General features: G+C 67.3%; 8 protein-coding genes. 7 read left to right on the forward strand and 1 reads right to left on the reverse strand.

The window, feature by feature from the left end:
• Positions 1–46: 46 nt before the first annotated feature.
• From ACOGXQ_RS18050 to ACOGXQ_RS18070, 5 genes are all read left to right on the forward strand, one after another.
• Positions 47–838 (forward strand): hypothetical protein, encoded by a 792-nt coding sequence (locus tag ACOGXQ_RS18050; RefSeq protein WP_419944989.1) that lies wholly within the window; start codon positions 47–49, stop codon positions 836–838.
• A complete protein-coding gene (locus ACOGXQ_RS18055; protein ID WP_419944990.1) occupies positions 835–9624 on the forward strand; it encodes a cadherin domain-containing protein in 8790 nt (2929 codons plus the stop codon). Before ACOGXQ_RS18050 ends, ACOGXQ_RS18055 begins: the two co-directional genes overlap by 4 nt.
• 292 nt (positions 9625–9916) lie before the next feature.
• On the forward strand, positions 9917–17467 hold the full coding sequence (locus ACOGXQ_RS18060) for a fibronectin type III domain-containing protein (RefSeq protein WP_419944991.1): 7551 nt from the start codon (positions 9917–9919) through the stop codon (positions 17465–17467).
• A gap of 193 nt (positions 17468–17660) precedes the next feature.
• Positions 17661–18380: a hypothetical protein gene (locus ACOGXQ_RS18065; protein WP_419944992.1), complete on the forward strand. Its 720-nt coding sequence runs from the start codon at positions 17661–17663 to the stop codon at positions 18378–18380.
• Between the two features lie 30 nt (positions 18381–18410).
• Positions 18411–20810, forward strand: coding sequence for a DNA translocase FtsK 4TM domain-containing protein (locus tag ACOGXQ_RS18070; RefSeq protein WP_419944993.1), 2400 nt, complete (start codon positions 18411–18413; stop codon positions 20808–20810).
• A gap of 148 nt (positions 20811–20958) precedes the next feature.
• On the opposite strand, the gene ACOGXQ_RS18075 is transcribed toward ACOGXQ_RS18070, so the two are convergent.
• A complete protein-coding gene (locus ACOGXQ_RS18075; protein WP_419944994.1) occupies positions 20959–21102 on the reverse strand; it encodes a hypothetical protein in 144 nt (47 codons plus the stop codon).
• A 190-nt stretch (positions 21103–21292) separates the two neighbouring features.
• On the opposite strand from ACOGXQ_RS18075, the gene ACOGXQ_RS18080 reads away from it, so the two are divergent.
• Together ACOGXQ_RS18080 and ACOGXQ_RS18085 are read left to right on the forward strand one after the other, a co-directional pair.
• Positions 21293–22186, forward strand: a complete 894-nt coding sequence (locus tag ACOGXQ_RS18080) for a sugar phosphate isomerase/epimerase family protein (protein ID WP_419944995.1) — start codon at positions 21293–21295, stop codon at positions 22184–22186.
• A 61-nt stretch (positions 22187–22247) separates the two neighbouring features.
• Positions 22248–23276 carry a substrate-binding domain-containing protein gene (locus ACOGXQ_RS18085; RefSeq protein ID WP_419944996.1) on the forward strand — a complete coding sequence of 343 codons (1029 nt, stop codon included), beginning with the start codon at positions 22248–22250 and terminating at the stop codon, positions 23274–23276.
• The last annotated feature ends 7 nt before the right edge of the window (positions 23277–23283 follow it).

A 23283-nucleotide genomic window follows, 5' to 3' on the forward strand; every position in this document is an offset into this window, starting at 1 on the left:
AACAGTTGAGCCAATCGAGCACTGAGCAGTGACAAGAAGGGATTCGATGAGGGCGAAGCTGCGGCTGTCGCGGGTGTCGACTGCGAGGCTGCTGTTTATGGCTGTCTGCGTCACGATCGCGGCAGTATTGCTGTGGCCGCATGAGGATTCCGAGCCGCCTTCGAATGCTGTGGTCCGTGCGGGAGTATCCGGCGAGCACAGTCCGGCACAGCTCAGCGCGGGTGCTGCGCCTGACGAGCGGCCAGCAGTGGTGTCTGCGGAGTTTCCTGACTTGGAGGGACGCGCTCTGCAAGCGGACGCAGACAATGCGGTGCCCAAAGCCGAAGGCGGCGATGCGGAGGGCGGCGATGCGGAGATGCGGGAATCCCCGGAGAGGCAGGCAGAGTCTCCGTCTCCCGCTGTCGGCGACTTCTACACTTGGCATGACGGCGATCGCGTGTTGCGGGTGCAGCTGGAACCGGAATGGGAAGTCCAGCACGGCGCCAGGGACGGCAGCGAGAACTCCTCCGGCGCTGTGACGCAGGGCGATGCGGTCGAGCAGGGGCAGCCCATGTCTCCTGCCCCGGTGTTCCGATCCGAGTCGGGCGAGATGATGACGCTGCCCGGCGGCGTGCTGCTGCTGCTCGACCCTGGCTGGGACGAAGCCAGCGTCGATGACTTCTTCACGCGCAACGGCATCAGTTCCGCCCGCGTGGCCGAGTTGGATTACGTCGACAACGGCTTCTTCATCGAGACCGACCCCGGATTCCCGTCGCTGAACTTGGCCAACTTGCTCGCCGCGCAGATCGGTGTCGAACTGTCCAGTCCGAACTGGCAGACCGAATACTCACTCAAGTGACGGTGCCTGTGTCACGCTTCCGCTGTCGGCCGGGCAAAGCCGCCTTGGCGGTGTGCTTGCTTGTTGCCGCGCTGCAAGCCCCGATTTTTGACGAGCGGCTCGCTAGCGCGCAGACGACGCCCGCAGCGCCCACGATCACAGGGATAGCTTCGGGTGACCAAGCCTTGACGGTGGCATGGAATCATCCGTCTGGCGTTGTCGTTGCCGACGTCACGGCCTATGACCTGCGCCTGATAGACACCACCGCGAGCGCCCAGGACAAGGCCGATCCCGACAAGTGGGTTTTTATCGACGACGCGTGGACCGAGGGGAGCCTTCTTGCGATCGTGACGTCGCTCGTCAATGAGACAACGTATGACGTGCAGGTGCGGGCAGTGACGAGCTCAGAGGGGACGTGGTCGGCTGTGTCGACCGGCACGCCTCGTGATCCGGGCAGCAGCGCGTCGTCCGCCACGGCGCTGGTGGGCGGATTGCCAGTGCGTGGCGTTTTGGATGCCGTCAGTGATAGAGACACCTTCTCGTTCCAGATCAGCGGCCCGAGCGAGTATTACTTCCTGACATCTGGCACTACCGATACGCAGGCCATCCTGTACGACAGCAATGGAGCCAGGCTGCACGAGGACGTTGACGGAGGTACGAACAACTACGGGGAATTGAATGCTGACGTGAGTCTTACGGGCAATCCGCACAATTTCGAGATGGATGGCCGACTGTTGACCTCTGGCACGTATTATCTCGAGGTCTCTGGCTATGGGGGAAATACGGGTACCTACATTTTGCACTGGGCGACGGCTGTCGACACAACGGGTTTCGACACGGCGAGCGACCTTGCGCTCAACAGCTCTGTCCAAGCCGTCATGCATAACACTGGCTTCGGTCGGCTTGGTTCTGGCGATGTCGACTATTTCAAGTTGGAGCTGAGCGCGACGACCACAATCACCGTTCGTGCCAGCGGTTTTGTGTCCGACACGTATGGCATACTCTACGGGGGCGACGGATCCGTAATCGCTGAGAGCAATGACGCGAACTTGGTGCCGAGCCGACATCAATTCGCGCTGCGAGAGGAGCTTTCGCCCGGCATATACTATATTTCTGTCCGGCCGTTGGATGGCAGTGGCTACGGCTTGTACACCTTGGATGTCTATGAGTCGCCTGAGCCGGGCGGCTCTCGCTCGGCGGCACAGTCGGTCGGCTTCGGCAAGGCAGCAGGCGGTACGATCAGTGCGGCGAGTGAATCCGACTACTTCAGGTTCGAACTGAGTGAAGCCGCCTATGTGGAATTAGTAGGTTCGAGCGACGAGTTTGTCATCGATGCGACGCTGCAGAACAATGTCGGTGCCGAAGTCGATACCGGTGTGCAGAAATATGATATTGCTGCCGAAATATTCGGCTCTTCGATTATTGCTTTTTTCGGCACGCTCAATGCCGGTACCTACTACCTCAAGGTGGAGGCGGAAGATGGTGTTGCCGTCGGCGACTACATGGTGCTCCTGCGATTGCGTGAGTACACTGATTATCAGACGAATAAGTGCACGATGGCACGCAGCAGCGCAGTATCGGGTATCGCCGATCCGTTGTTCGGATGTCAATGGTATTTGAGCAATGTCGGGCAGTTCGGCGGCACGTCGGGCGAGGACATCAACCTCGGATCAGTCTGGGACACCTACAAGGGCGATGGCGTCAATGTCGTTGTGGTGGATGACGGAGGGGACTATTTTCATGAGGACTTGGCTGCAAATGTGGATACGACAAGAAACCACAGCTACAACGAAGCCAATGACGTGTTCGCAGGGGCGCACGGCACCCTAGTGGCGGGCGTGCTCGCAGCGCGCGACAACGGTGTGGGCGTGCGCGGCGTTGCGCCGCGCGTAACGTTCGGCTTCTTCGACATGCTCAGCGCTGAGCGTGTTGAGTTGAGCAACGAAGCGGACGCGATGACACGCAATCGCGTGACGACTTCTGTCTCCAACAACAGTTGGGGTCCATTGGATAATCCGTTGGCCAGTCGGTCCCACCAATTGTGGGAGCGGGCGATTGAGACGGGGTTATCTGAGGGTGCCGGTGGGCACGGCGTGGTGTACGTATGGGCTGCGGGCAACGGACGTCTCGACGGTGATTGGTCGTCATTGGACGAATATGCCAACTACTACGGAGTCATTGCCGCCTGCGCGGTAAACAATGACGGCGAACAGAACCGTTTCACGGAGTCAGGGCCGAATCTGTGGGTGTGCGCTCCGTCGGGCGATACCACTCCCAAGGCGGGCATTCCCTTTCGTTTGCCCAGCGATACCGAACTGGCGACCACTGGCGTCTACAGCCGGTACGAATCCGTCGGCGGTACCAGTGCAGCGACGCCGATCGTGGCCGGGACGGCAGCGTTGCTGCGCGATGTGGACTCGACGCTGTCGTGGCGTGATGTGAAGCTGATCCTGGCCGCCTCGGCTCGCAAGAATGACGCCGCCGATACCGGTTGGGAAACAGGCGCATCCAAGCGCGGCGCTGCCGGCGACTACAGCTTCAATCACAAGTACGGATTCGGTGTGGTGGATGTCTCGACCGCCGTCGCGCTCGCCGAGAGTTGGACCAAGGTTCCCAAGATGCGCACAGCGGTCGCAGAGGACGGCACCTCGCGCAGCGTTGCCGGCACCAACGGCAGCATCGTCAGCACCGTCTCGCTGGGCGGCGACGTGGACTTCGTCGAAGCGGTCGAGGTCAACATAGATTTCGCCGCTCCGGAGTTTCGCGATCTGCGGATCGAGTTGGAGTCGCCGTCAGGAGCGGTATCGGTGCTGAGCACTGATGCGAGTGAGTGTCAGGTCCGCATAGGCGGATGCCCACTCACCGGTGTGTTCAGGTTCGGCTCGGCGCGGCATCTGGGCGAGGACCCACGTGGGACGTGGACGCTGCGAGTGGTTGACCAGATCGTGGGCGGCGTGGCGAATACGGTCAAGTCGTGGGAGCTGCGGGTGTATGGGCATCGGCGGTCACCCGAAGCGCCCGGGTTGAGCTACGTGCTGCCCGGCTCTGGTTCTTTGACGGTGGCGTGGACGGCGCCGACCAATCCGGGTACTTTGGCAATCACGGGTTATGAAGTCCGTCATATCGACAGCAGTGCTGCGGACAAGTCTGATGCCGAGTGGTCGGTGATTCCGGCGACGAGCGTAGGCAATGCAAACACGCGCATGCATACGATCAGCGGACTCACTGCTGGGTCGCGCCGTGATGTGCAGGTACGGGCGGTGACAGATGATACGGCGCTGCCGGGCGATTGGACAGTGACAGGACGCGGCACCCCGGTTGCTTCTGGGACTGTGAACAGCGAGCCGTTTTTTGTGGACGGCGAGCAGACGGTGCGCCAGGTTGTGGAGAACACCGGTACAGGTGCGATGGTGGGTGCACCGGTGGCGGCGCAGGACTATGAGAGTCTGACTGCCTCGGAGCCGTTGACGTACAGCCTGACGGGTCCTGATGCTGGCTCGTTCGCGCTTGATGCGTCGACAGGTCAATTGACGACGCAATTCGATCCCGACTTCGAGAGCGTCAGCCAGAAGAAGTCGTATTCGGTGACGGTCTCGGTCACCGACAGCAAGGATGACAGCGGTGCTGCGGACCCGAAGGTCGATGACATGATCGTGGTGACCATCGACATCGTGGATGAGGACGAACCGCCGAGAGTACTGCACAATTGCGAAACGCCGCCGTCAACGAGGTGTTATGTGCTGACTGGTGCTCATGAGGTGACTTTTTCGGAGAACGGCACAGGCCTGATTGATCGATACGCGATCAACGATCCAGATTCGTCGGGGGTGGACTTTCACCTGGTAGGCGATGACATCGACCTGTTCGATTTCGAATTAGACCCAGTCTCTCGTGCCACGTATGCATTGTCGTTCATCGACATCCCCGATTTCGAGTCTCCTGCTGACAGCGACGGCGACAACGTGTATGAAGTGGGCTTGCGGGCATTCGACGGTACGACGGCGACCATTCGTGAGATCGAAATCACTGTCAGCGATGTGGACGAGCCGCCGACGCTGACAGGCGACAGCATGGCGACAGTCGCCGAGAACAGATCTAACACGCGTTTGGTGTTCACGGCTGTCGATCCCGAGGGCGACAGCATCGTGTGGAGCGTTTCGGGTGCCGACGGCGACGATTTCGTGATCACCGCTGGCCTTCTGCACTTCGCGTCAGTGCCCGATTTCGAGAATCCTAGCGACGCGAACCGCGACAACCGGTACTGGGTGGATGTGGTGGCGTCCGATGGCGTGAATGAAGATGTCAAGGCAGTGCTTGTGGTGGTGACTGATGTGAGCGAGGAGGCGGTGATCAGTGGCCCGTCGGTTCGGAATTTCGTGGAGAACGGGGTGGGTGCTGTGGGGGATTATGAGGCGAATGATCCTGAGGAGGGTGAGGCTGTCGTTTGGTCGTTGGCGGGTGCCGATGCGTCGTTCTTTGTGATCGACAGCAGTGGGGTGCTGCGTTTCGTGAGTCCGCCGGACCGCGAGGCGGCTCGGGGGAACGTTTACATGGTGAGTGTGCAGGCGTCGGACCGCAAGGATGTCAACGGTGATGCGGTGTCTTCGGGTGTGCCCGATGTCGATGATGTTTTCGATGTGACGGTCACGGTGACGAATGTGAACGAGCCGCCGTCTGTTGCTTCTGGGCCCGTTGCGGCGGAGGTTGTGGAGGGGCATTCGGGTGCTGTGGCGTCGTTCGCGGCTGCCGATCCCGAGGGTGACAGCATCGTGTGGAGCGTTTCGGGTACGGACAGCGATGATTTCGCGGTCGTCGGCGGTGTGCTGACGTTCGTGTCGGTGCCTGACTTCGAGAGTCCCGGCGACGCGAACCGCGACAATTCCTATGTGGTCACTGTGGTGGCGTCCGACGGCAGCCTGAGCGCGTCCCGGCAGATCACCGTCACGGTGACTGATGTGAGCGAGGAGGCGGTGATCAGTGGCCCGTCGGTTCGGAATTTCGTGGAGAACGGGGTGGGTGCTGTGGGGGATTATGAGGCGAATGATCCTGAGGAGGGTGAGGCTGTCGTTTGGTCGTTGGCGGGTGCCGATGCGTCGTTCTTTGTGATCGACAGCAGTGGGGTGCTGCGTTTCGTGAGTCCGCCGGACCGCGAGGCGGCTCGGGGGAACGTTTACATGGTGAGTGTGCAGGCGTCGGACCGCAAGGACGTCAACGGTGATGCGGTGTCTTCGGGTGTGCCCGATGTCGATGATGTTTTCGATGTGACGGTCACGGTGACGAATGTGAACGAGCCGCCGACGCTGACAGGCGGCAGCATGGCGACGGTCGCCGAGAACAGATTTAACACGGGTTTGGTGTTCACGGCTGTCGATCCCGAGGGCGACAGCATCGTGTGGAGCGTTTCGGGTGCCGACGGCGACGATTTCGTGATCTCCGCTGGCGGCCTTCTGCACTTCGCGTCAGCGCCCGATTTCGAGAGTCCCGGCGACGCGAACCGCGACAATTCCTATGTGGTCACTGTGGTGGCGTCCGACGGCAGCCTGAGCGCGTCCCGGCAGATCACCGTCACGGTGACCAACGAGTCCGAGACGGGTTCGCTGTCGTTCTCGTCGGTTCAGCCGCAGATCGACACGCCGTTCACGGCGACGCTGATCGATCCCGACGGGGGCGTCACGGGCACGACTTGGGTGTGGGAGCGTTCGCCGGACGGCTCAACGAACTGGTCGGTCATCGGCGGGGCGTCTGGACGCTCCTACACGCCGGTCACCGGCGACGAGAACCATTATCTGCGGGCCACGGCGACCTACCGTGACCGCCAGGGCGGTACCACCCTCCAAACGGTACGGGCGGTGTCGCAGAGCGCAGTTCGCGCCAATCCCAATGCGAATAATGCGCCGGAGTTCCCAGGTTCGGGGACGATTGCCCGGTCAGTGCCGGAGAACTCTCCCGCCGGAAGCGCCGTCGGCGCGCCGGTGGCGGCCACCGACGCAGATGCGGCCGACGCGGCCAGTCTGGTGTACACGCTGGGAGGCTCCGGCGCCGCGGCGTTCGACATCGATGCGAGGTCGGGCCAGCTTCGTGTCGGGGACAGCGTTGAGCTGAACCATGAGGCGAGGCCGTCGTACTCGGTGACGGTGACCGTCAATGATCCCGCCGGTGCGTCTGACACGCAGAGCGTGACGGTCACGGTGACCGATGTGGACGAGGCGCCGGTTGTCTCGGGTCCCTCGACGCTGGGGTATGCCGAGGGCCGGACGGACGCTGTGGCGACGTATGCCGCGGTGGATCCCGAGGGTGAGGATGTCGAGTGGTCCTTGACCGGTCGGGACAGCAGCAGTCTGGTCATTGACGCGGACTCGGGGGTTCTGGGCTTCAGCAGTCCGCCCGACTTCGACTCCGGATCGGGCGACAGCTACGAGGTGACGGTGCGGGCCTGCGACGGCGTGGCGAACGGCGTCGCTCTGTGCGGCACGCTCGACGTGCTTGTGAGGGTCACCGATGTCGACGAGCTGCCTCAGATGAGCGGACCGGCAGTGATTTCGTGGGAGGAGAACCGCGACGCGACGGTGGGCAGCTACAGCGCCGTCGACCCCGAGGGTGTGACCGTGACGTGGTCGCTGGCTGGGGCTGACCGGGATGATTTCGAGATCGACGAGGCCGGCGGCGCTCTCAGGTTCGCGGTTCCGCCCGATCACGAGAATCCCGTCGATGCGAACCGCGACAACGTCTACGCAGTCACCGTTCGTGCTTTCGACGGCGCCAGCCACGGCACGGTCGATGTGACGGTCACGGTGACCGATGTGGACGAGGCGCCGGTTGTCTCGGGTCCCTCGACGCTGGGGTATGCCGAGGGCCGGACGGACGCTGTGGCGACGTATGCCGCGGTGGATCCCGAGGGTGAGGATGTCGAGTGGTCCTTGACCGGTCGGGACAGCAGCAGTCTGGTCATTGACGCGGACTCGGGGGTTCTGGGCTTCAGCAGTCCGCCCGACTTCGACTCCGGATCGGGCGACAGCTACGAGGTGACGGTGCGGGCCTGCGACGGCGTGGCGAACGGCGTCGCTCTGTGCGGCACGCTCGACGTGCTTGTGAGGGTCACCGATGTCGACGAGCTGCCTCAGATGAGCGGACCGGCAGTGATTTCGTGGGAGGAGAACCGCGACGCGACGGTGGGCAGCTACAGCGCCGTCGACCCCGAGGGTGTGACCGTGACGTGGTCGCTGGCTGGGGCTGACCGGGATGATTTCGAGATCGACGAGGCCGGCGGCGCTCTCAGGTTCGCGGTTCCGCCCGATCACGAGAATCCCGTCGATGCGAACCGCGACAACGTCTACGCAGTCACCGTTCGTGCTTTCGACGGCGCCAGCCACGGCACGGTCGATGTGACGGTCACGGTGACCGATGTGGACGAGCAGGGCGTTCTCGAATTGTCGAACGACCGGCCGGGTGTGGGCACGGCTGTGTCCGCTGTCCTGCGTGAACCCGATCGCGGCGTGACCGCCGTGCAATGGGCATGGGAACGCGCGAGCGATCCGATGAGCGCCAACGCATGGACCGTGATCGACGGTGCGAGCGGATCCAGCTACCGGCCGGTCGAAGCGGATCTCGGCTTCTGGCTGCGAGTCACGGCGACCTACAAGGACCGGTTCAGCCCGGCAGATCCGGCGCCGGCAGACAAGACGCTGCGCATCGAGACCGCGGGTCCGGTGCAGCTCGTTGCGGATCCCGTCCCCCCGCCCCGTCCGACGACGACGCCAGTCGTCACGGGCGGTGGTGGTGGTTCTGGTGGTGGTTCTGGTGGCGGCGGTGGTGGTGGTTCTGGTGGTGGTGGTGGTTTGGATGTGGGTGTTGGGGTGTTTGTGTTGGCGAATGGGTGGTCGTCGGCTGATGTGGGTGTGGCGTCGGTGTTGGCGGCTCGGCTTGATGGCGGGGTGGTGGCTTATACGGCGGGTGATGTGCTGTCGGCTGGGACGGCGGTGTTGTTGGGTGATGTGTTGCCGGCTGAGGTGTTGATTGTGGGGGGCACGGCGGCGGTGTCGCGTGATGTGCGTTCTGGGGTTCGTGGGGTGTCGCCGGGTTCGGGTGTGGAGCGTGTGATGGGGGCGGGCCGCGCGGAGACGGCGGCGGCTGCGGCGCGGCGTGTGCTGGGGGATGCGTCGGGTGTGGGGGGGGTGACGGTGGTGTTGGCGAATGGGTGGTCGTCGTCTGATGTGGGTGTGGCGGCGGCGTTGGCGGCGCGCACGCCGCGTTCGGCGGTGCTGTACACGCAGCGGGGTTGGCTGCCTGAGGCGTCGGCTGGTGTGCTGCGCGGTTATGGCGTGTCGCGGGTGGTTGTGGTCGGCGGGTCGGCGGCGGTCGGCGTTGTCGTGGAGGGGCAGGTCGCGGCGGCTGCGGGCGGAGCGCTGGTGTCGCGTTTGACGGGGGCGGATCGTGTGGAGACGGCGGCGGCTGCGGCGCGGCGTGTGCTGGGCGATCCTGGTGCGGCGGGGGGGGTGACGGTGGTGGTGGCGAATGGGTGGTCGCCGCCTGATGTGGGTGTGGCGGCGGCGTTCGCGGCTGCGACGGGCGGTGCTGCGGTCGCGTACACGTCGCCGGGTTCGCTGCCTGAGGCGACGGCGGCGCTGATTCGCGATTATCGGCCTGCTCGGGTGGTGGTGGTCGGCGGTCGCGCGGCGGTGGCTGATGCTGTGCGCGCCGAGATCGCGGGTCTTGTGCCTGCCGGGGCTGAGGTGCGCCGCGTCACTGGCAGCACTCGTATCGACACCGCCGCGCGGGCGGCCCGCACTGTCCTGCGCGAGCGCGGCTGACGCCGCGGCGGCCGGCGGTGTCCTGAGCCGGGGCCTGCTGTTGGGGCGGGGGGCTGCTGGTCTGCTCGGTTCCGGGCTTGTCTGCGATGCTCCGGCCTGCGGCTTTGTGTCTGTGGGTCGGCTGTTTCGGCAGTCGCTCAGCCGACTCCGATCCCTCTTCCCTCGGATGGGTCCTGTGCAGGCCTCGGATGGGTCCTGTGCAGGCTTTCCTGTTCGGCTGGGCGCTGCGGTGTAGCGTTCCCGGGAGAGTCGGGCGGTCTTCCCGAGAGGAGTCGGACATGGCGGGTCGGACATGACGGGGCGGGCGGCTGGCGGCATCGGGGCGGCGGTTCGGGGGCGCGGCGGTTCGGGGCCGGGCGTGTGTGTGCGCGTGTTGGCGGCTGTGGTGTGCGCGGCTGCGGTGTTGGCGGTCGTGCCGGCGGCGCCGAGCGGGGCGGTGACCGATGCGAACAATCTCGATTTCGAGCTCGCGGCGCGGAACGCGACTCCGTCGGGCATCTGGTCCGACGGGGCGACGATGTATGTCGCGGATGTGTACACGCCGCGGGTCTTCGCGTACTCGATGGACACCAAGGCGAGGGACGTGTCCAAGGAGTTCGCTTTGGGCTCTGATTTCACGGCGAACGGCCTGTGGTCCGACGGGACGACGATGTACGTCACGAACCACACCGATGAGAGGGTCGAGGCGTACGGTCTGGACGGGACGCGGAACACTGCCGGCGACTTCGGCGTGGACTCGTCGTTCCCGTGGGGAATGTGGTCCGACGGCACGACTGCCTGGGTGGCCGATCAGTCGTCCGGGTCGTCGACGTGGCTGCGCTCGTACGATCTCGCGACGGGCGCGGCCGGTTCGGTCACCTATGGGAGGGGCGATTTCGGCTTCGGCGACGGGGGCAGCACCACTTGGGTCTATGACCTCTGGGGCGACACGGCTTCGCGGACGCTGTGGGTGCTGGCATGGCGTGAGGCCATCAGTTCTTGGGGCATCTGGGCTTATGACCTGTCGACGCTGGGCTCGTCCGCTTTGGAGCGGAAGGAGCTCTTGGACGTCGGCGTGCTGCCGCAGACCGTATGGGACGCGGATTACGATGTCTGGGGTTCCTTGCGGGGCATCTGGTCTGACGGCGCCACGATGTGGGTGGCCGCGGGTTCGAGGCTCGAGGCCTATGTGCTGCCTCGTGCTCCCGCCGTCCCGGCGAACCTCGCGGCCGCCGAGAGCGACGGTCGCCTCGATGTGAGCTGGGATGCGGTGCCGGCCGCGGATGTCGGCTCCAGCGCGGTGACGGCTTATGAGATGCGCTATCGCAGGGACGGGTCGGTGGAGTGGACTGATGTCCGTCGTGCCAGCCGCCTGTCCACGAGCCAGACGCTGCGCCTGGCGAACGACATCTCGCACCAGGTGCAGGTGCGCGCGGTCAACCGGGAGACGACCAGCGGTTGGGCGGAGGTGACGGGCACGCCCGCGGACGACATCGCCGACGGCGCGCCGGGCCCGCCGAGGAATCTGGCGGTGACGCGGACCGGCAGCGGCGCCGTGCTGGCTTGGGATGCGCCCGACGCGGTGGTCGGGGCGGACGCGCCGACGGGCTATGCGGTGCGCTACCGCGATTCTCAGCTGGCCGGGTCGGAGTGGGCCGAGAGCATGGTGTCTGGCACGTCGGCGACGCTGGAGGGCTTGCTGCGGCTGGCGCCGTACGACTTCGCGGTCCGCGCTGTCAACGCCGCCGGCGCGGGCAGGTCGGCTGTGGCGAGCACGGGCGCTGTGGACCTGTCGGGTCTGGGCATCGGCGAGGTGGGCGGGATGTGGGCCGACACGTCGGCTTCGACGCTGTGGGTCGCTCCGAAGGGACGCCCTCATGTCGGCGTCAGGTGGGTGTACGCGTTCGACTCGACCACCGGCGCGCGCAAGGAGAGCGCCGATCTCGACCTCGGGACCATCGGCACGGGGGTGATACCGGGGAGCATTCACCTCACTCATGTCCCCAGGCACGGCGTCGGGGGGCTGTGGTCTGATGGGACCGATCTGTGGGTGGTCGTCGAGAACAGGGCGACTCCTTTCAGCCTGTCCGCCCGCAGCGGTGACCGCAACAGGGCCTTCAGCGTGGGGGACGGCGACTCGGTGCTGCGCGGCGCGTGGTCCGACGGGGAGACGTTCTGGGTCTACGACGACGCCAGCCGCAGGATTCGGGCGTATCGCATGTCGAACGGCACCCGCCGCAGCGACAGGGACATCGGCGTCGTCGATGTCGACTCGGCGGGCGTCTGGTCCGACGGCACCACGATGTGGGTGTACGAGATCGCTTCGGGCAGGCTGGCGGCTTACGACCTCGAGTCCGGCGAGCGCGTCAGCGCGCTGGATGCAGAGGTCCCGGCGAACGCGCGCGGCAATGCCGAGGCGTTCGCGGTGCGCAGCGCGCTGTGGTCCGACGGGGAGACCGCTGTGGTGGTCGACGGCGGCACGCTGCTCTCGCAGCGGCTCGCGCGGCGCCCCGCGCGGCCCGGCGACCCGGCGGTGACCGCGGGCGACGCCGAGCTGGAAGTGGCTTGGGCCGCTCCCGCGTCCGGTTTCGCGGGCCGGTACGAGCTGGAGTACCGCGACAACTCTGCTGCGGCGGCTGAGTGGACCGCGGTGACCCGCTCTGACGGCGCGCTGCTGAGCGAGACCGTCACCGGGCTGGACAACGGCGGCAACTACGAGGTTCGGGTGAGGGCTGTCGACGGCGACGGGCTGGCGGGCCCGTGGTCGCCTGTTCCGGGGCTGGTGCCGGTCGAGGGCTCGCCCGCGGCGCCGGGCTCGCCCGCGGCGCCGGCGAACATCTCAGCGGCGGGCGATGCTGAGCTGTTCGAGGAGGACCCGGACGAGGATCCCGCGGATCCGGTCCTGGAGGACCGCGCCATCAGCGTGGAATGGGACGCGGTTGCGGGGGCGGTGTCCTATGAGCTGCGCTACAGGACCCGCGACGGCGACCGCCGCGGTGCGTGGGCCGCCCAGACGGTGGCCGACGGCGCGACGTCGGCGCGTCTGACGCGGCTCGAGGCGGGCCGGCTCTATGACGTGCATGTGAGAGCCGTCGATTCCAGCGCCCGCCAGGGCAGGTGGGCTGTCACGGCGAGCTATGCGGGGGACGGCTTCTACAACTTGGCTGCTGAGGACCTCGGGGCGGCGCAGACGTCGCCGCAGGGCATCTGGAGCGACGGCGCCACGATGTGGGTTCTCGACGTCGAGTTCCCGCTTGTCATCAGGGCTTTCGACATGGCGACCAAGCTGCGCGACCCGGACAAGGACATCGGCGACACCGGCACGTGGGCGCCGAGCAGCGGCCTGTGGGGCGACGAGGACAACCTGTACGTGGCGGAGCCGGCCACCTGGTACTTCGGCGAGTCGGGGATCGGCATCCGGGTGATCGACCGCGAGACCCACGCGCTGGTGAAGCACGTGCTGTCGCCGCGCTGGGTCAGGTCGGCGGATCTGACCGAGCCCGGCGCGCACCTCGCGCTTCCCGGCTCGCCGCTGAGGGTCAGTGTCAACCATCAGCCGTGGGGCGTGTGGGGCGACGGGACCGACATCTACGTCAACGACACGGACTTCAGGGAGATCTTCGCCTACCGCCTGGCGGAGGGAACCGGGACCGACGTCGGGACGAACGTGCTTCCCGGGCTGATCAGCGAGGCCGCGGATCCGGATCCTCGGGAGTTCTTCTGGCTTCGGGATCCCGAGGCGCGGCTCGACCCGCTGCGCAGCGTGCAGCAGCCGCGGGGGATGTGGTCCGACGGCGCCACGATGTGGGTGGCCGGCGCGTCGGCGGACCGCGTGTACGCGTTCAACCTCGCCACCCGGCAGCGCGACGTGCTGCGCGACGTGCTGCTGCCTGAGGTGGGCATGGATATCAGGGGACTGTGGGGCGACACGGCTTCACGTCTGCTGTACATGCTCGACGCGGGTGTTGCTGGGCCGCGGATCGTGACTTCGGTCCTGTCTGAGCCTCCTGATGAGGTCACGAACGCTGATGCTGAGCCGGGCGACACGACGGCGACGGTGCGGTGGTCGCCCCCAAGTGACGTCGGCAGCAGCGACGTGCGTTTGTACGAGATGACGATCTCAGAGTCCGAGAGCGAGGAGAGCGACTCCGAGAACACGTTGGTGCAGAGGAGTCGCACCGAGACGCTGACAGTGCTGCCGGACAACGGCAACCCAGATGACGCACACCGCAGGCGCATCGTGCCTCGCAACGATCCCGGGACGGTGGACCGCGAGGACCCGGATTCCACGTCTGAGGTGCTGACGGGCCTGGTGAACGGGCAGGAGTACACGGTCACGATCCGTCCTCGCAACGAGCAGACGTTCGGCGAGCCGACGACGGTGACGGTGACGCCATTGGGTCCTGCGTCCGCGCCGCTGTCGCTGGCTGCTGCTGCGGGGGCGTCGGGCGAGCTGAAGCTGGCGTGGCGCGAGCCGGCCGACGACGGAGGCTCGCCCATCACCGGCTACGAGGTCGAGCACCGCGCCGCAGCCGCGCCGCCGGGGCCTTGGATCCCCGTGTCGCGCACGGACCCTGCTGCGCTGGAGGAGACCATCTCGGGGCTGCCGAACGGCGTGTCCCATGAGGTGCGGGTGCGCGCGGTGAACGGCTCGGGCGAGGACGGCGCGTGGGCGTCGGGCGCCGCGACGCCGCTGGACCGGCCGTCGGCGCCGAGGTCGGTGGCCGCGGCGCGCGGCGCCGGCGGGGAGCTGAGCGTGAGCTGGCAGCCGCCGTCTCATGAGGGCGCCGGCGGGGTGCTGGACTACGACGTGCGCTACCGGGCGGCCGACGACGAGGACGCTGCGTGGGCGTCGGGCGGCGAGGGCGCCGCGTCGCCGCACACTGTGGGCGGGCTGGTGAACGGCAGGTCCTATGAGGTGTCGGTGTCGGCCCGCAACGCTGCGGGCGCCGGTCCGTGGTCGGCTGCGGCGCCGGGGACGCCGGCCACGGTGCCGGGGCGGCCCAGCGGCCTGGAGGTGAGCTCTGGCGAGGCCCTGCTGGCGGTGCAGTGGAGCGCGCCCGCGGCGGACGGGGGCAGCGCGGTGCTGGGCTATGAGGTGAGCTGGCGCACCAGCAGCCCTCAGGGGTCGTGGCGCAGGCACAGCCGCGGCCCGGCCGCGGCGGGCGGCCAGGCGACGGTCCGGTCGCTGACCAACGGCACCGGCTACGACGTGTGCGTGCGGGCGTACAACGCGGTCGGCGACGGCGACTGCGCCGTGGGCAGCGGCACTCCCGCCTCGGCGCCCGACGCCCCGCTCGTGTCGTCGGTGACTCACGGCGACCGGACGCTGGCGCTGGCGTGGGCCGAGCCCGCCGACAACGGCGCCGCGATCGAGGGCTACCGGGTCCGCTATCGGGTCGCGCGGCCGGTCGGCGGCTGGGTCGACGGCGGCGCCGCGGCGGCCGACACGTTCGCGTGGACGATCGACGGGCTGGCCAACGGGACCGCTTATGACGTGCAGGTGCAGGCCCGCAACGCGAACGGCCACGGCCCGCCCGGCCAAGACGTCGGCACCCCGTCGACTGTGCCGTCGCCGCCGAGGCTGGCCGACGTCGTCGGCGGCGACGGGAGCATCGAGGTGTCGTGGCAGCCGAGTCCCAGCGACGGCGGCGCCCCGATCACCGAGTACCGGGTCGCGTACCGCACCGCAGCGGCGCTGAACTGGACCGACCTGCCGCCGGTGGACGCGGCTGATCCGCTGCGCGTCGAGATCACCGGCGCCGACAACGGCGTCGACTATGTGGTGTGCGTCGCCGCGTCCAATATGAACGGCGGCAGCGAATGCGCGAACGCAAATGCCACCCCTGCGACGACACCCGGAGCGGTGGAGGAGCTCGCGGCCAGCCCAGGCAGCGCACGAGCGGCTGTCGCGTGGGATCCGCCGGGCGCCGACGGCGGCGCTGCGGTCACCGGCTATGACATCAGATACAGCTTCGGCAGCTCGAGCGCGGTACGCACCACCACGGTGAGCGCCCCCCCCGGCGGCGGCCGCGTCCAGACCGTCTTGAGCGGGCTGACCAACGAGGCGCGGTACAGCGTCGAGGTGCGCGCGGTGAACCGCGTCGGCGGCGGTCCGTGGAGCGTCGTGAGCGTCACCCCGCTCGCCCCGCCGGGCCGTGTGGGAGAACTCCAGATTGTTGCCACAGTGGCTGAGCTGGAGGTGCGGTGGCAGCCGCCAGCGGGCAACAGCGCACAGCAGGCCTCGAGCTACGAGATCGAGTTCGCCTTGGCGCAGCCCGGCGCGCCGTGGCAGCAGGCGACCGGCCTCGACCCGCAGCCGCGAGCCGACGGCGGGTTCGCTGTCACCGTCGACGAGCTGCTCGGCGGGACCGAGTACCGCGTGCGGGTGCGCGCGGTCAACGCCGCTGCGGCCCCCGGGCCGTGGGCGCACGCCGACGCGACCACGGCGCCGCTCGAAGGCGTCTCGATAGCGCGTTCCTCAGCACGCGAGGACGCCGGCGAGATCGTGTTCACCGTGTCGCTGTCGCGCCGCGCCCGCTCGGACGTCACCGTCGACTACGCGACCGCCGACGGCACCGCCACCGCGGGCAGCGACTACGCGTCGGCCTCAGGGCAGGTCTCCATCGACGCGGGAGACACCACCGCGGACATCCGCGTCGAGATCACCGACGACCAGACACAAGAACCAGCAGAGGACTTCACGATCGAGCTCGCGAACCCCGACAACGCAGTGCTCAGCGAAGCCGCCAGCGCCACCGGCACCATCATCGACAACGACGCCCCCCCCCGCCTCGTGCTGACACCCCACACCGCAGACACCACCACCACCACCACCGGCGGCACCACCGGCAGCACCGGCGGCGGCGGCGGCGGCGGGGGCGGCGATCTGGACGTGGGCGTGGCCACGTTCGTGGTCGCGAACGGCTGGAGTCCCGCCGACGTGGGCACGGCGTCGGTGCTCGCGGCGCGCACCGACAATGCCGTGGTGACCTACACCGCCGGCGACGCGCTGTCCGCCGAGACAGCCGGCCTGCTGCGCGACGCCTCCCCCGCTGAGGTGCTCATCGTGGGCGGCACCGCCGCAGTGTCCAACCTCGTGCGCACCCAGATCGGCGCAGCGTCGCCTCCGTCGGACATCGAGCGCGTCACCGGCGCCGACCGCTCCGACACCGCCGCGCGCACAGCACGCCGCGTCCTGGGCCTGCCCGCGGACGCCGGCAGAGTGACCCTGATCGTGGCCAACGGCTGGTCCCCGCCCGACATCGGCGCAGCGGCCGCGCTCGCAGCGAGCACCCCCCGCTCCGCGGTGCTGTACACCCAGCACGACTCGCTGCCCCAGCCCACCGCGGAAGCGCTGCGCGACTACGACGTGTCCCGCGTGATCCTCATCGGAGGCACTGCCGCTGTCAGCGGCAGCGCCGAGGACGAGATCAAAGCAGCAGCGAGCGACCCCGACATGACACGACTGACCGGCGCCGGCCGCGCCGAGACCGCCGCCGGCGCCGCGCGCCAAGTGCTCGGCAGCGCCGCCGACGCACCTGAAAACCTCACACTGGTGATCGCGAACGGCTGGTCCCCGCCCGACGTGGGCGTAGCAGCAGCACTGGCAGCAGCCACCGACAAAGCCGCAGTCGCGTACACCGCCCCGGGTTCGCTGCCCGAGACGACCGCAGCGCTCATACGCGACTACCAGCCCGCCCAAGTGATCATCATCGGCGGCAGAACAGCCGTCGCCGACGCGGTGCGCGCCGAGATCGCCGACCACGTGCCCGCCGACGCCGAAACACGCCGCATCACCGGCACCACCCGCACCCACACCGCCGCACAAGCCGCCCGCAGCATCCTCCGCCAACGCAACTGACACCACAACAGCCGACAAGAACGCCCAACCCCAAAACCCCGGGCACAACGCGCCCGACAAGCCCCACGCAGACAACCCCACAGCTTCCCGACAAGCCCCGCCCGCACCGCCCTGACCCCGACAACCGCAAACGGACCCCCGACGCGCTGTTGCGGCTTTGGGCGGGCGTCACCACTGCGTAGCCTCAGCGGGGGTGTCTGAGGAGGACGGCGACGAGGCAGCAGCGGCTGATGCTGTCGACGGGGGTCCCCCATCCAACGAGCCAGTCATCACCGATGCCGACAAGCGGCGGATGCAGCTGCTGGCAGCGGTGCCTGTGGGATTCGCGCTGGCGGCCTACGCCGGGCAGATCTTCTTCGCGGCCCTCATTGCTCGGGCGCCGCTGCTGCTGCTGTCGCTCAACGCAACCGACCCGATCCTGCTCGGCGTGGCCCATCAGGCGCCGCTGTGGGCATTCATGGCGATCGGGCTTGCTCGCCTGTTCATCACCGACCCGTTCCTGTACCGGCTCGGTTACGACTACGGCCCCGATGCGAAGGCCTATCTGGCCGCTGAATTCGGTCCTAGCAGCCGTGTCATCCGCACCATGGTCTGGCTGGAGCACTGGTTCCCGCGAGCGGGCTGGCTGTTGCTGTTCGCCGTTCCCGGCTACCCGATGTGCCTGCTGTCGGGCATCGCGCGTATGCGCCAATTGCCGTTCGTGGTGGTGAATCTCGCTGGCACATTCACCCGTCTGGCGCTGGTGTGGTGGGTTGCCGACCTGTTCTCGGGTCCGCTTGGTGCGGTCATCCGCTTCATCAACCGCTATTCGATGCCCTTCACGGTGGCCATGTTCGTCCTCGTAGCGCTGCAGACAGCCCGCAACCAGCAACGCGCTGCGAGGGCAGAGCGCAGCGCCGATGGGTCGCCGTGAGTCCGTCGATGCTTCGGTACTCTCGCAGGGGTGAGCGCGCGCAGCTCGGCCACCGACGATGGCGTCGACGGATCGACGCGCGGCGCGTCCAAGTCCGTCGGCCCCGATAGAACCCCAAGCACTTTCGGCCGGATCCTCCGCAACGCTCTTGACGGCAGGTTGCGCGAGATGATCGCGCTCGCGCTCTTCGCGCTTGCCGTGGTGTGCGCGCTGGGGCTGCTCGGCGACCGAGCGGGCATCGTCGGCAGGCTCCTCGACAGCGCGCTGGCGGTCCTGCTGGGGGTGTTCCGCTACGTCGTGCCGGTCCTGCTGGCGTGGATCGGGGTGACGTTGGTGCGTCTGACGGCCTCAGAGCGCAGCGGGCGTGCGGCATTCGGGCTGAGCTTGCTGACCGCCGCGTTCGCTGCCGCAGCGCACCTGTCGGGTCCTGCAGACGGTTTCGGGTCGCTGGACGATCTGCGCGCCAGCGGGGGAGTGCTGGGCGCTGCAGCGACCGAGCCTCTGCGACGCCTGATCGACGATCCCGCGACTTGGGCAGTGCTGCTGCTCGTCATGCTTTTTGCCGTGATGATCGTCACCAACATCGGGCTCGGCCAGCTGCTGCGCTGGGTGTGGGCCGCCACGGCAGCGCTCGGACGCTTGCTGGGCGTCGCGGCGTCGCGGGGGGCGCGCAGTCTGCAGCAGGTAGGCGCCGAACCCGGGCCTTCATCGTTCGCGTCTGAGCAGTACGACCTCGATGCTGCGGAAGAGCAGCAGCCTGCGGATGGCGGGGTGCCGCGTGGCAACGAGCCGCTGATACCCGGGCTGGATCCTTCAGGCGCTGAGGACACTCGAGGCGACGCCGAACCGGCTGCTCCGCAGTTCGTGAACCAGCCGCAGAGCGCGGCTGCCCCTGCGCCGCCGCCGGCCCGCGTTGCGGCCCGCTCGGCTGCTGGATCGGGCCGGCGCCCGCGCTGGAAGCTGCCCAAGCAGTCGCTGCTGAAGCGCAGCGGCGCCCAACAGGTCGATCGTGCGCAGCTCCAGGCAGGCGCCGCGGCGCTGGTGGATGCCTTGGCAAGCCACGGCGTCGAGACGCAGGTGACCGGCTGGGAGCCCGGCCCGACGGTCACCCGGTATGAGCTGAAGCTCGGGGCTGGGGTGAAGGTGTCCCGGGTCACCGCCTTGCACAAGGACATCGCGTATGCCATGGCGGCGGCCGATGTCCGCATCCTGGCGCCGATCCCGGGCCGTTCAGCGATCGGCGTGGAGGTGCCGAACTCTGATCGTCACCTAGTGGCGCTCGGCGACATCCTCTCGTCGAAGGCAGCCACCGAAGCCATGCACCCGCTCGAGGTGGCGATGGGCAAGGACATCTCCGGCCGGGAGACGATGCTGAACCTGGCCACGATGCCCCATGTCCTCATTGCGGGCGCCACCGGGGCCGGCAAGTCCTCGTGCATCAACTCGATCATCACCTCGCTGCTGATGCGCTCCACTCCCGATCAGGTGCGGATGATCCTGGTGGACCCCAAGCGGGTCGAGCTCGGCCAGTACGACGGCTTGCCGCACCTGCTCACCGCCGTCGTCACCGATCCGCGTAAGGCCGCCAACGCCCTCGCGTGGGCGGTCAAGGAGATGGAACGCCGCTACGACGTGCTCTCGGAGGCGGGCTTCCGGGACATCACCGGCTACAACGCTGCAGTGCTCGACGGGGCCCTCCACAGCGACGAGAGCGAGCTGCTCGGCAACGACCAGCCCTATGAGCCGATGCCGTTCATCGTCGTGGTGGTCGACGAGCTGAACGACCTCATGATGGTGGCGGCCCGCGACGTCGAAGACTCCATCACCCGGCTGGCCCAGATGGCACGCGCTGTCGGCGTCCACTTGGTGGTGGCCACCCAGCGCCCGAGCGTGAATGTCATCACCGGGGTGATCAAGGCCAACATCCCCAGCCGTCTGGCGTTCGCGGTGTCGAGCCTGGCCGACAGCCGTGTGATCTTGGACCAGCCCGGCGCGGAGCGACTGGTGGGTCAAGGTGACATGCTGGTGCTGACCGCGAATTCGAGCAACCCTCGTCGCCTCCAGGGAAGCTGGGTGAGCGAGACCGAGATCACCCATGTGGCCGCTCACTGGCGTCGCCAGGCACCCGAGGTCAGCTATGTCGAAGGCGTCGGGGGCAGCGAGCCCGACGAGGGCGCGTCGAGCCTGCCAGGCGGCACGACCGGCGACAGCGACGATGACGATCTGCTGCGCCAGGCGATGGTCATCGTGGTGGAGACCCAGCTCGGCTCCACCTCGATGCTGCAGCGCAAGCTGAAGGTGGGCTTTGCCCGGGCCGGCCGGCTCATGGACCTGCTCGAGCAGCGAGGCGTGGTGGGACCGTCGCAGGGTTCGAAGGCCCGCGATGTGCTGATGACGGTCGAGGAGCTCCGCGAGGCGCTCGGTGATTGACCACGCCTGTGCGCAGACCCGGCCCGGCGTTGCGAGCACAATCCGCATCCAGTTCGAACGTGACCCTGACACGATGCGCGCGCCTGACTCTGCGCTTGCGTCGCACGAGCGGCGTCCGCCCGGCTTCGTGTGGCCTGCCGATCGCGAACTAGAGGCCGACGCGGATGTGCAGGCTGCGGGGGCCGCGCACCTGTGCGCCGCCCCACTCGATGCCGCCGCGGCCGATCTCGGTGGCCAGTTCGAAGCGGGAGAAGCGGGCGAGCCATTCTTCAATGGCGATCTTCAGTTCCATTTCGAGGGCAGGTCGTCGGCCCGCTCCTGGCGCCGCAGATCGGGCCGCGGCGAAGTCGCGTACGAAGGTCCGTTCGTCGGCGTGAGGGGAATATGTCGGGACATGCAGCACACGCGGGACATGCAGCAGTCGAAACGGGTTCCTGCGAGCATCAGCCGGCTCTCGGCGGCGTCGATGGCAAGATCCGTCCGTGACAAGATCACTGCGTGAGCGCCTGGCAGCCGCCCCGATCACTTGGGGCGTGTGCGAGGTGCCGGGATGGGGATACCAGCTCAGCCCTGACAAAGTGCTCGCTGACATGGCTGCGCTGGGTTTCACGCACACGGAATTCGGCCCGGTGGGATTCCTGCCGACTGACGTCCACGAACTCGCCGCGGTGCTGCGGCGCCATGGGCTGTCGCTGCTCGGCGGCTTCGTTGCTGTGGTGCTGCATGATCCTGACCGCTTCGAGTCGGAGATGGAACGTGTGGCGTCAGTCGTCGGGCAGATGGCCTCCGCAGGGGGGATGTGGTTCATCAGCTGCCCGGTATTCGATCACGATGACTGGCAGCGTCCCGGACTCGACGACGTGCAGTGGAACTGTGTGTTCGACGGCCTCGCAGCCATCGATGACCTGACAGCGCAGGCGGGGATGAGCCATGCGTTCCATCCCCATGTCGACTCGCTGATCCAGGACGACATCGAGACACGCACAGTGCTCGAGCACACCGATACGCAGATCGTGCTGGACACGGCACATCTCACCTTGGGCGGCACCGATCCTGTGGCGCTGGTGCGCAGCCACAGCGACCGCATCGGGCTGGTGCATCTCAAGGACGTCGATGCCGCAGTGGCGGATCGTCTGCGCAGCGGTGAGATCGGCCTGATGAGGGCAGTCCAGCAGGGGCTCTTCCCTCCCTTGGGTCAGGGTGTGGTCCCGCTCACCGAGATCATCCGTTCGCTGGAGCAGTCACGACCGGACTTGTGGTACGTGCTCGAGCAGGACGCTGCGCTGAGCGGACCTGGCGCCGATGACATGGAACGGTTGCGGAGCGGCGTCGTTCAGAGCCTGCGATTTGTGCAAGACTCCGACTTCGCGTGCTAGCGCCCTGGGGGAATCGGGTGCTTGCGCGGTGCCATTTCACGTACCCGGGAGGAAGTACAGAATGAAACGCATTTACAAACTGCTGGCAGTGCTGGCGGTCATGACGCTGTCTGCGGCAGCGTGCTCGAGTGACGACGGCGACGCCGCTGACGAGCCGGAAGCCCCGGCGGCGGAGACCACCGAGGCCGCATCGGATGCGACCGAGGTCACGCTCACCCAGAGTGACTGCGACAAGACGTACCACGTCATCACCCACGGCGACTCAGGCACGTTCTGGTCGGTCGTAGAGGTAGCGGTAGCGGACGCCGCCGAAGCCATCGGTTGCGACGTCGTCTATTTCGGCGCGAACAACGACGCACAGGCGCAGTCACAGTCCATCGAGGGCGCCATTGCCGACGGCTCCGACGGCATCGCCATCTCCCTTGCGGACCCGGCGGGCCTCGAAGCTGCCGCCCGTGCGGTCGTGGCAGCCGGTATCCCGCTGTACACGCTGAACTCCGGTGTCAACAACTACAAGGACCTCGGCGCGGTGACCCACATCGGCCAGACCGAGATCGTGGCCGGCAACGGCGCCGGCGAACGGTTCAACGCCCTAGGCGCGACTCATGTGCTGTGCGCTCGTCAGGAACAGGCCAACATCGGCCTCGAGGAGCGCTGCCAAGGTCTCGCGGAGACCTTCGACGGTCAGGTGACTTCGGAGTTCATCGGCCTTGACGCGAATCCCGACGAGCAGGAGCAGACGATCGCTTCGATCCTCACGGCTGACTCCAGCATCGACGGTGTGCTCGGTGTCGGTCCGAACGTGCCGTTGCGGGCGCTCGATGCCGCTGAGTCGGCCGGACGCACGCTGCACATCGGCGGTTTCGATCTGTCGTCTGACCTGATCACCGCGATCGAGGCGGGCGACATCGCTTTCACCGTCGACCAGCAGCAGTACCTGCAGGGCTACCTTCCGGTCATCCTCATGCACCTGCAGGCGACGAACCAGAACACTGCGGGCGGCGGCTTGCCGATCCTCACCGGTCCTGGCTTCGTCACGCCTGACAACGCCGCCGAGGTCGCCGCGCTCGTCAGCGAAGGCACGAGGTAACCCTCCC

This window comes from Candidatus Poriferisodalis sp. (assembly GCF_965208485.1).
Lineage (GTDB): Bacteria > Actinomycetota > Acidimicrobiia > Acidimicrobiales > Poriferisodalaceae > Poriferisodalis.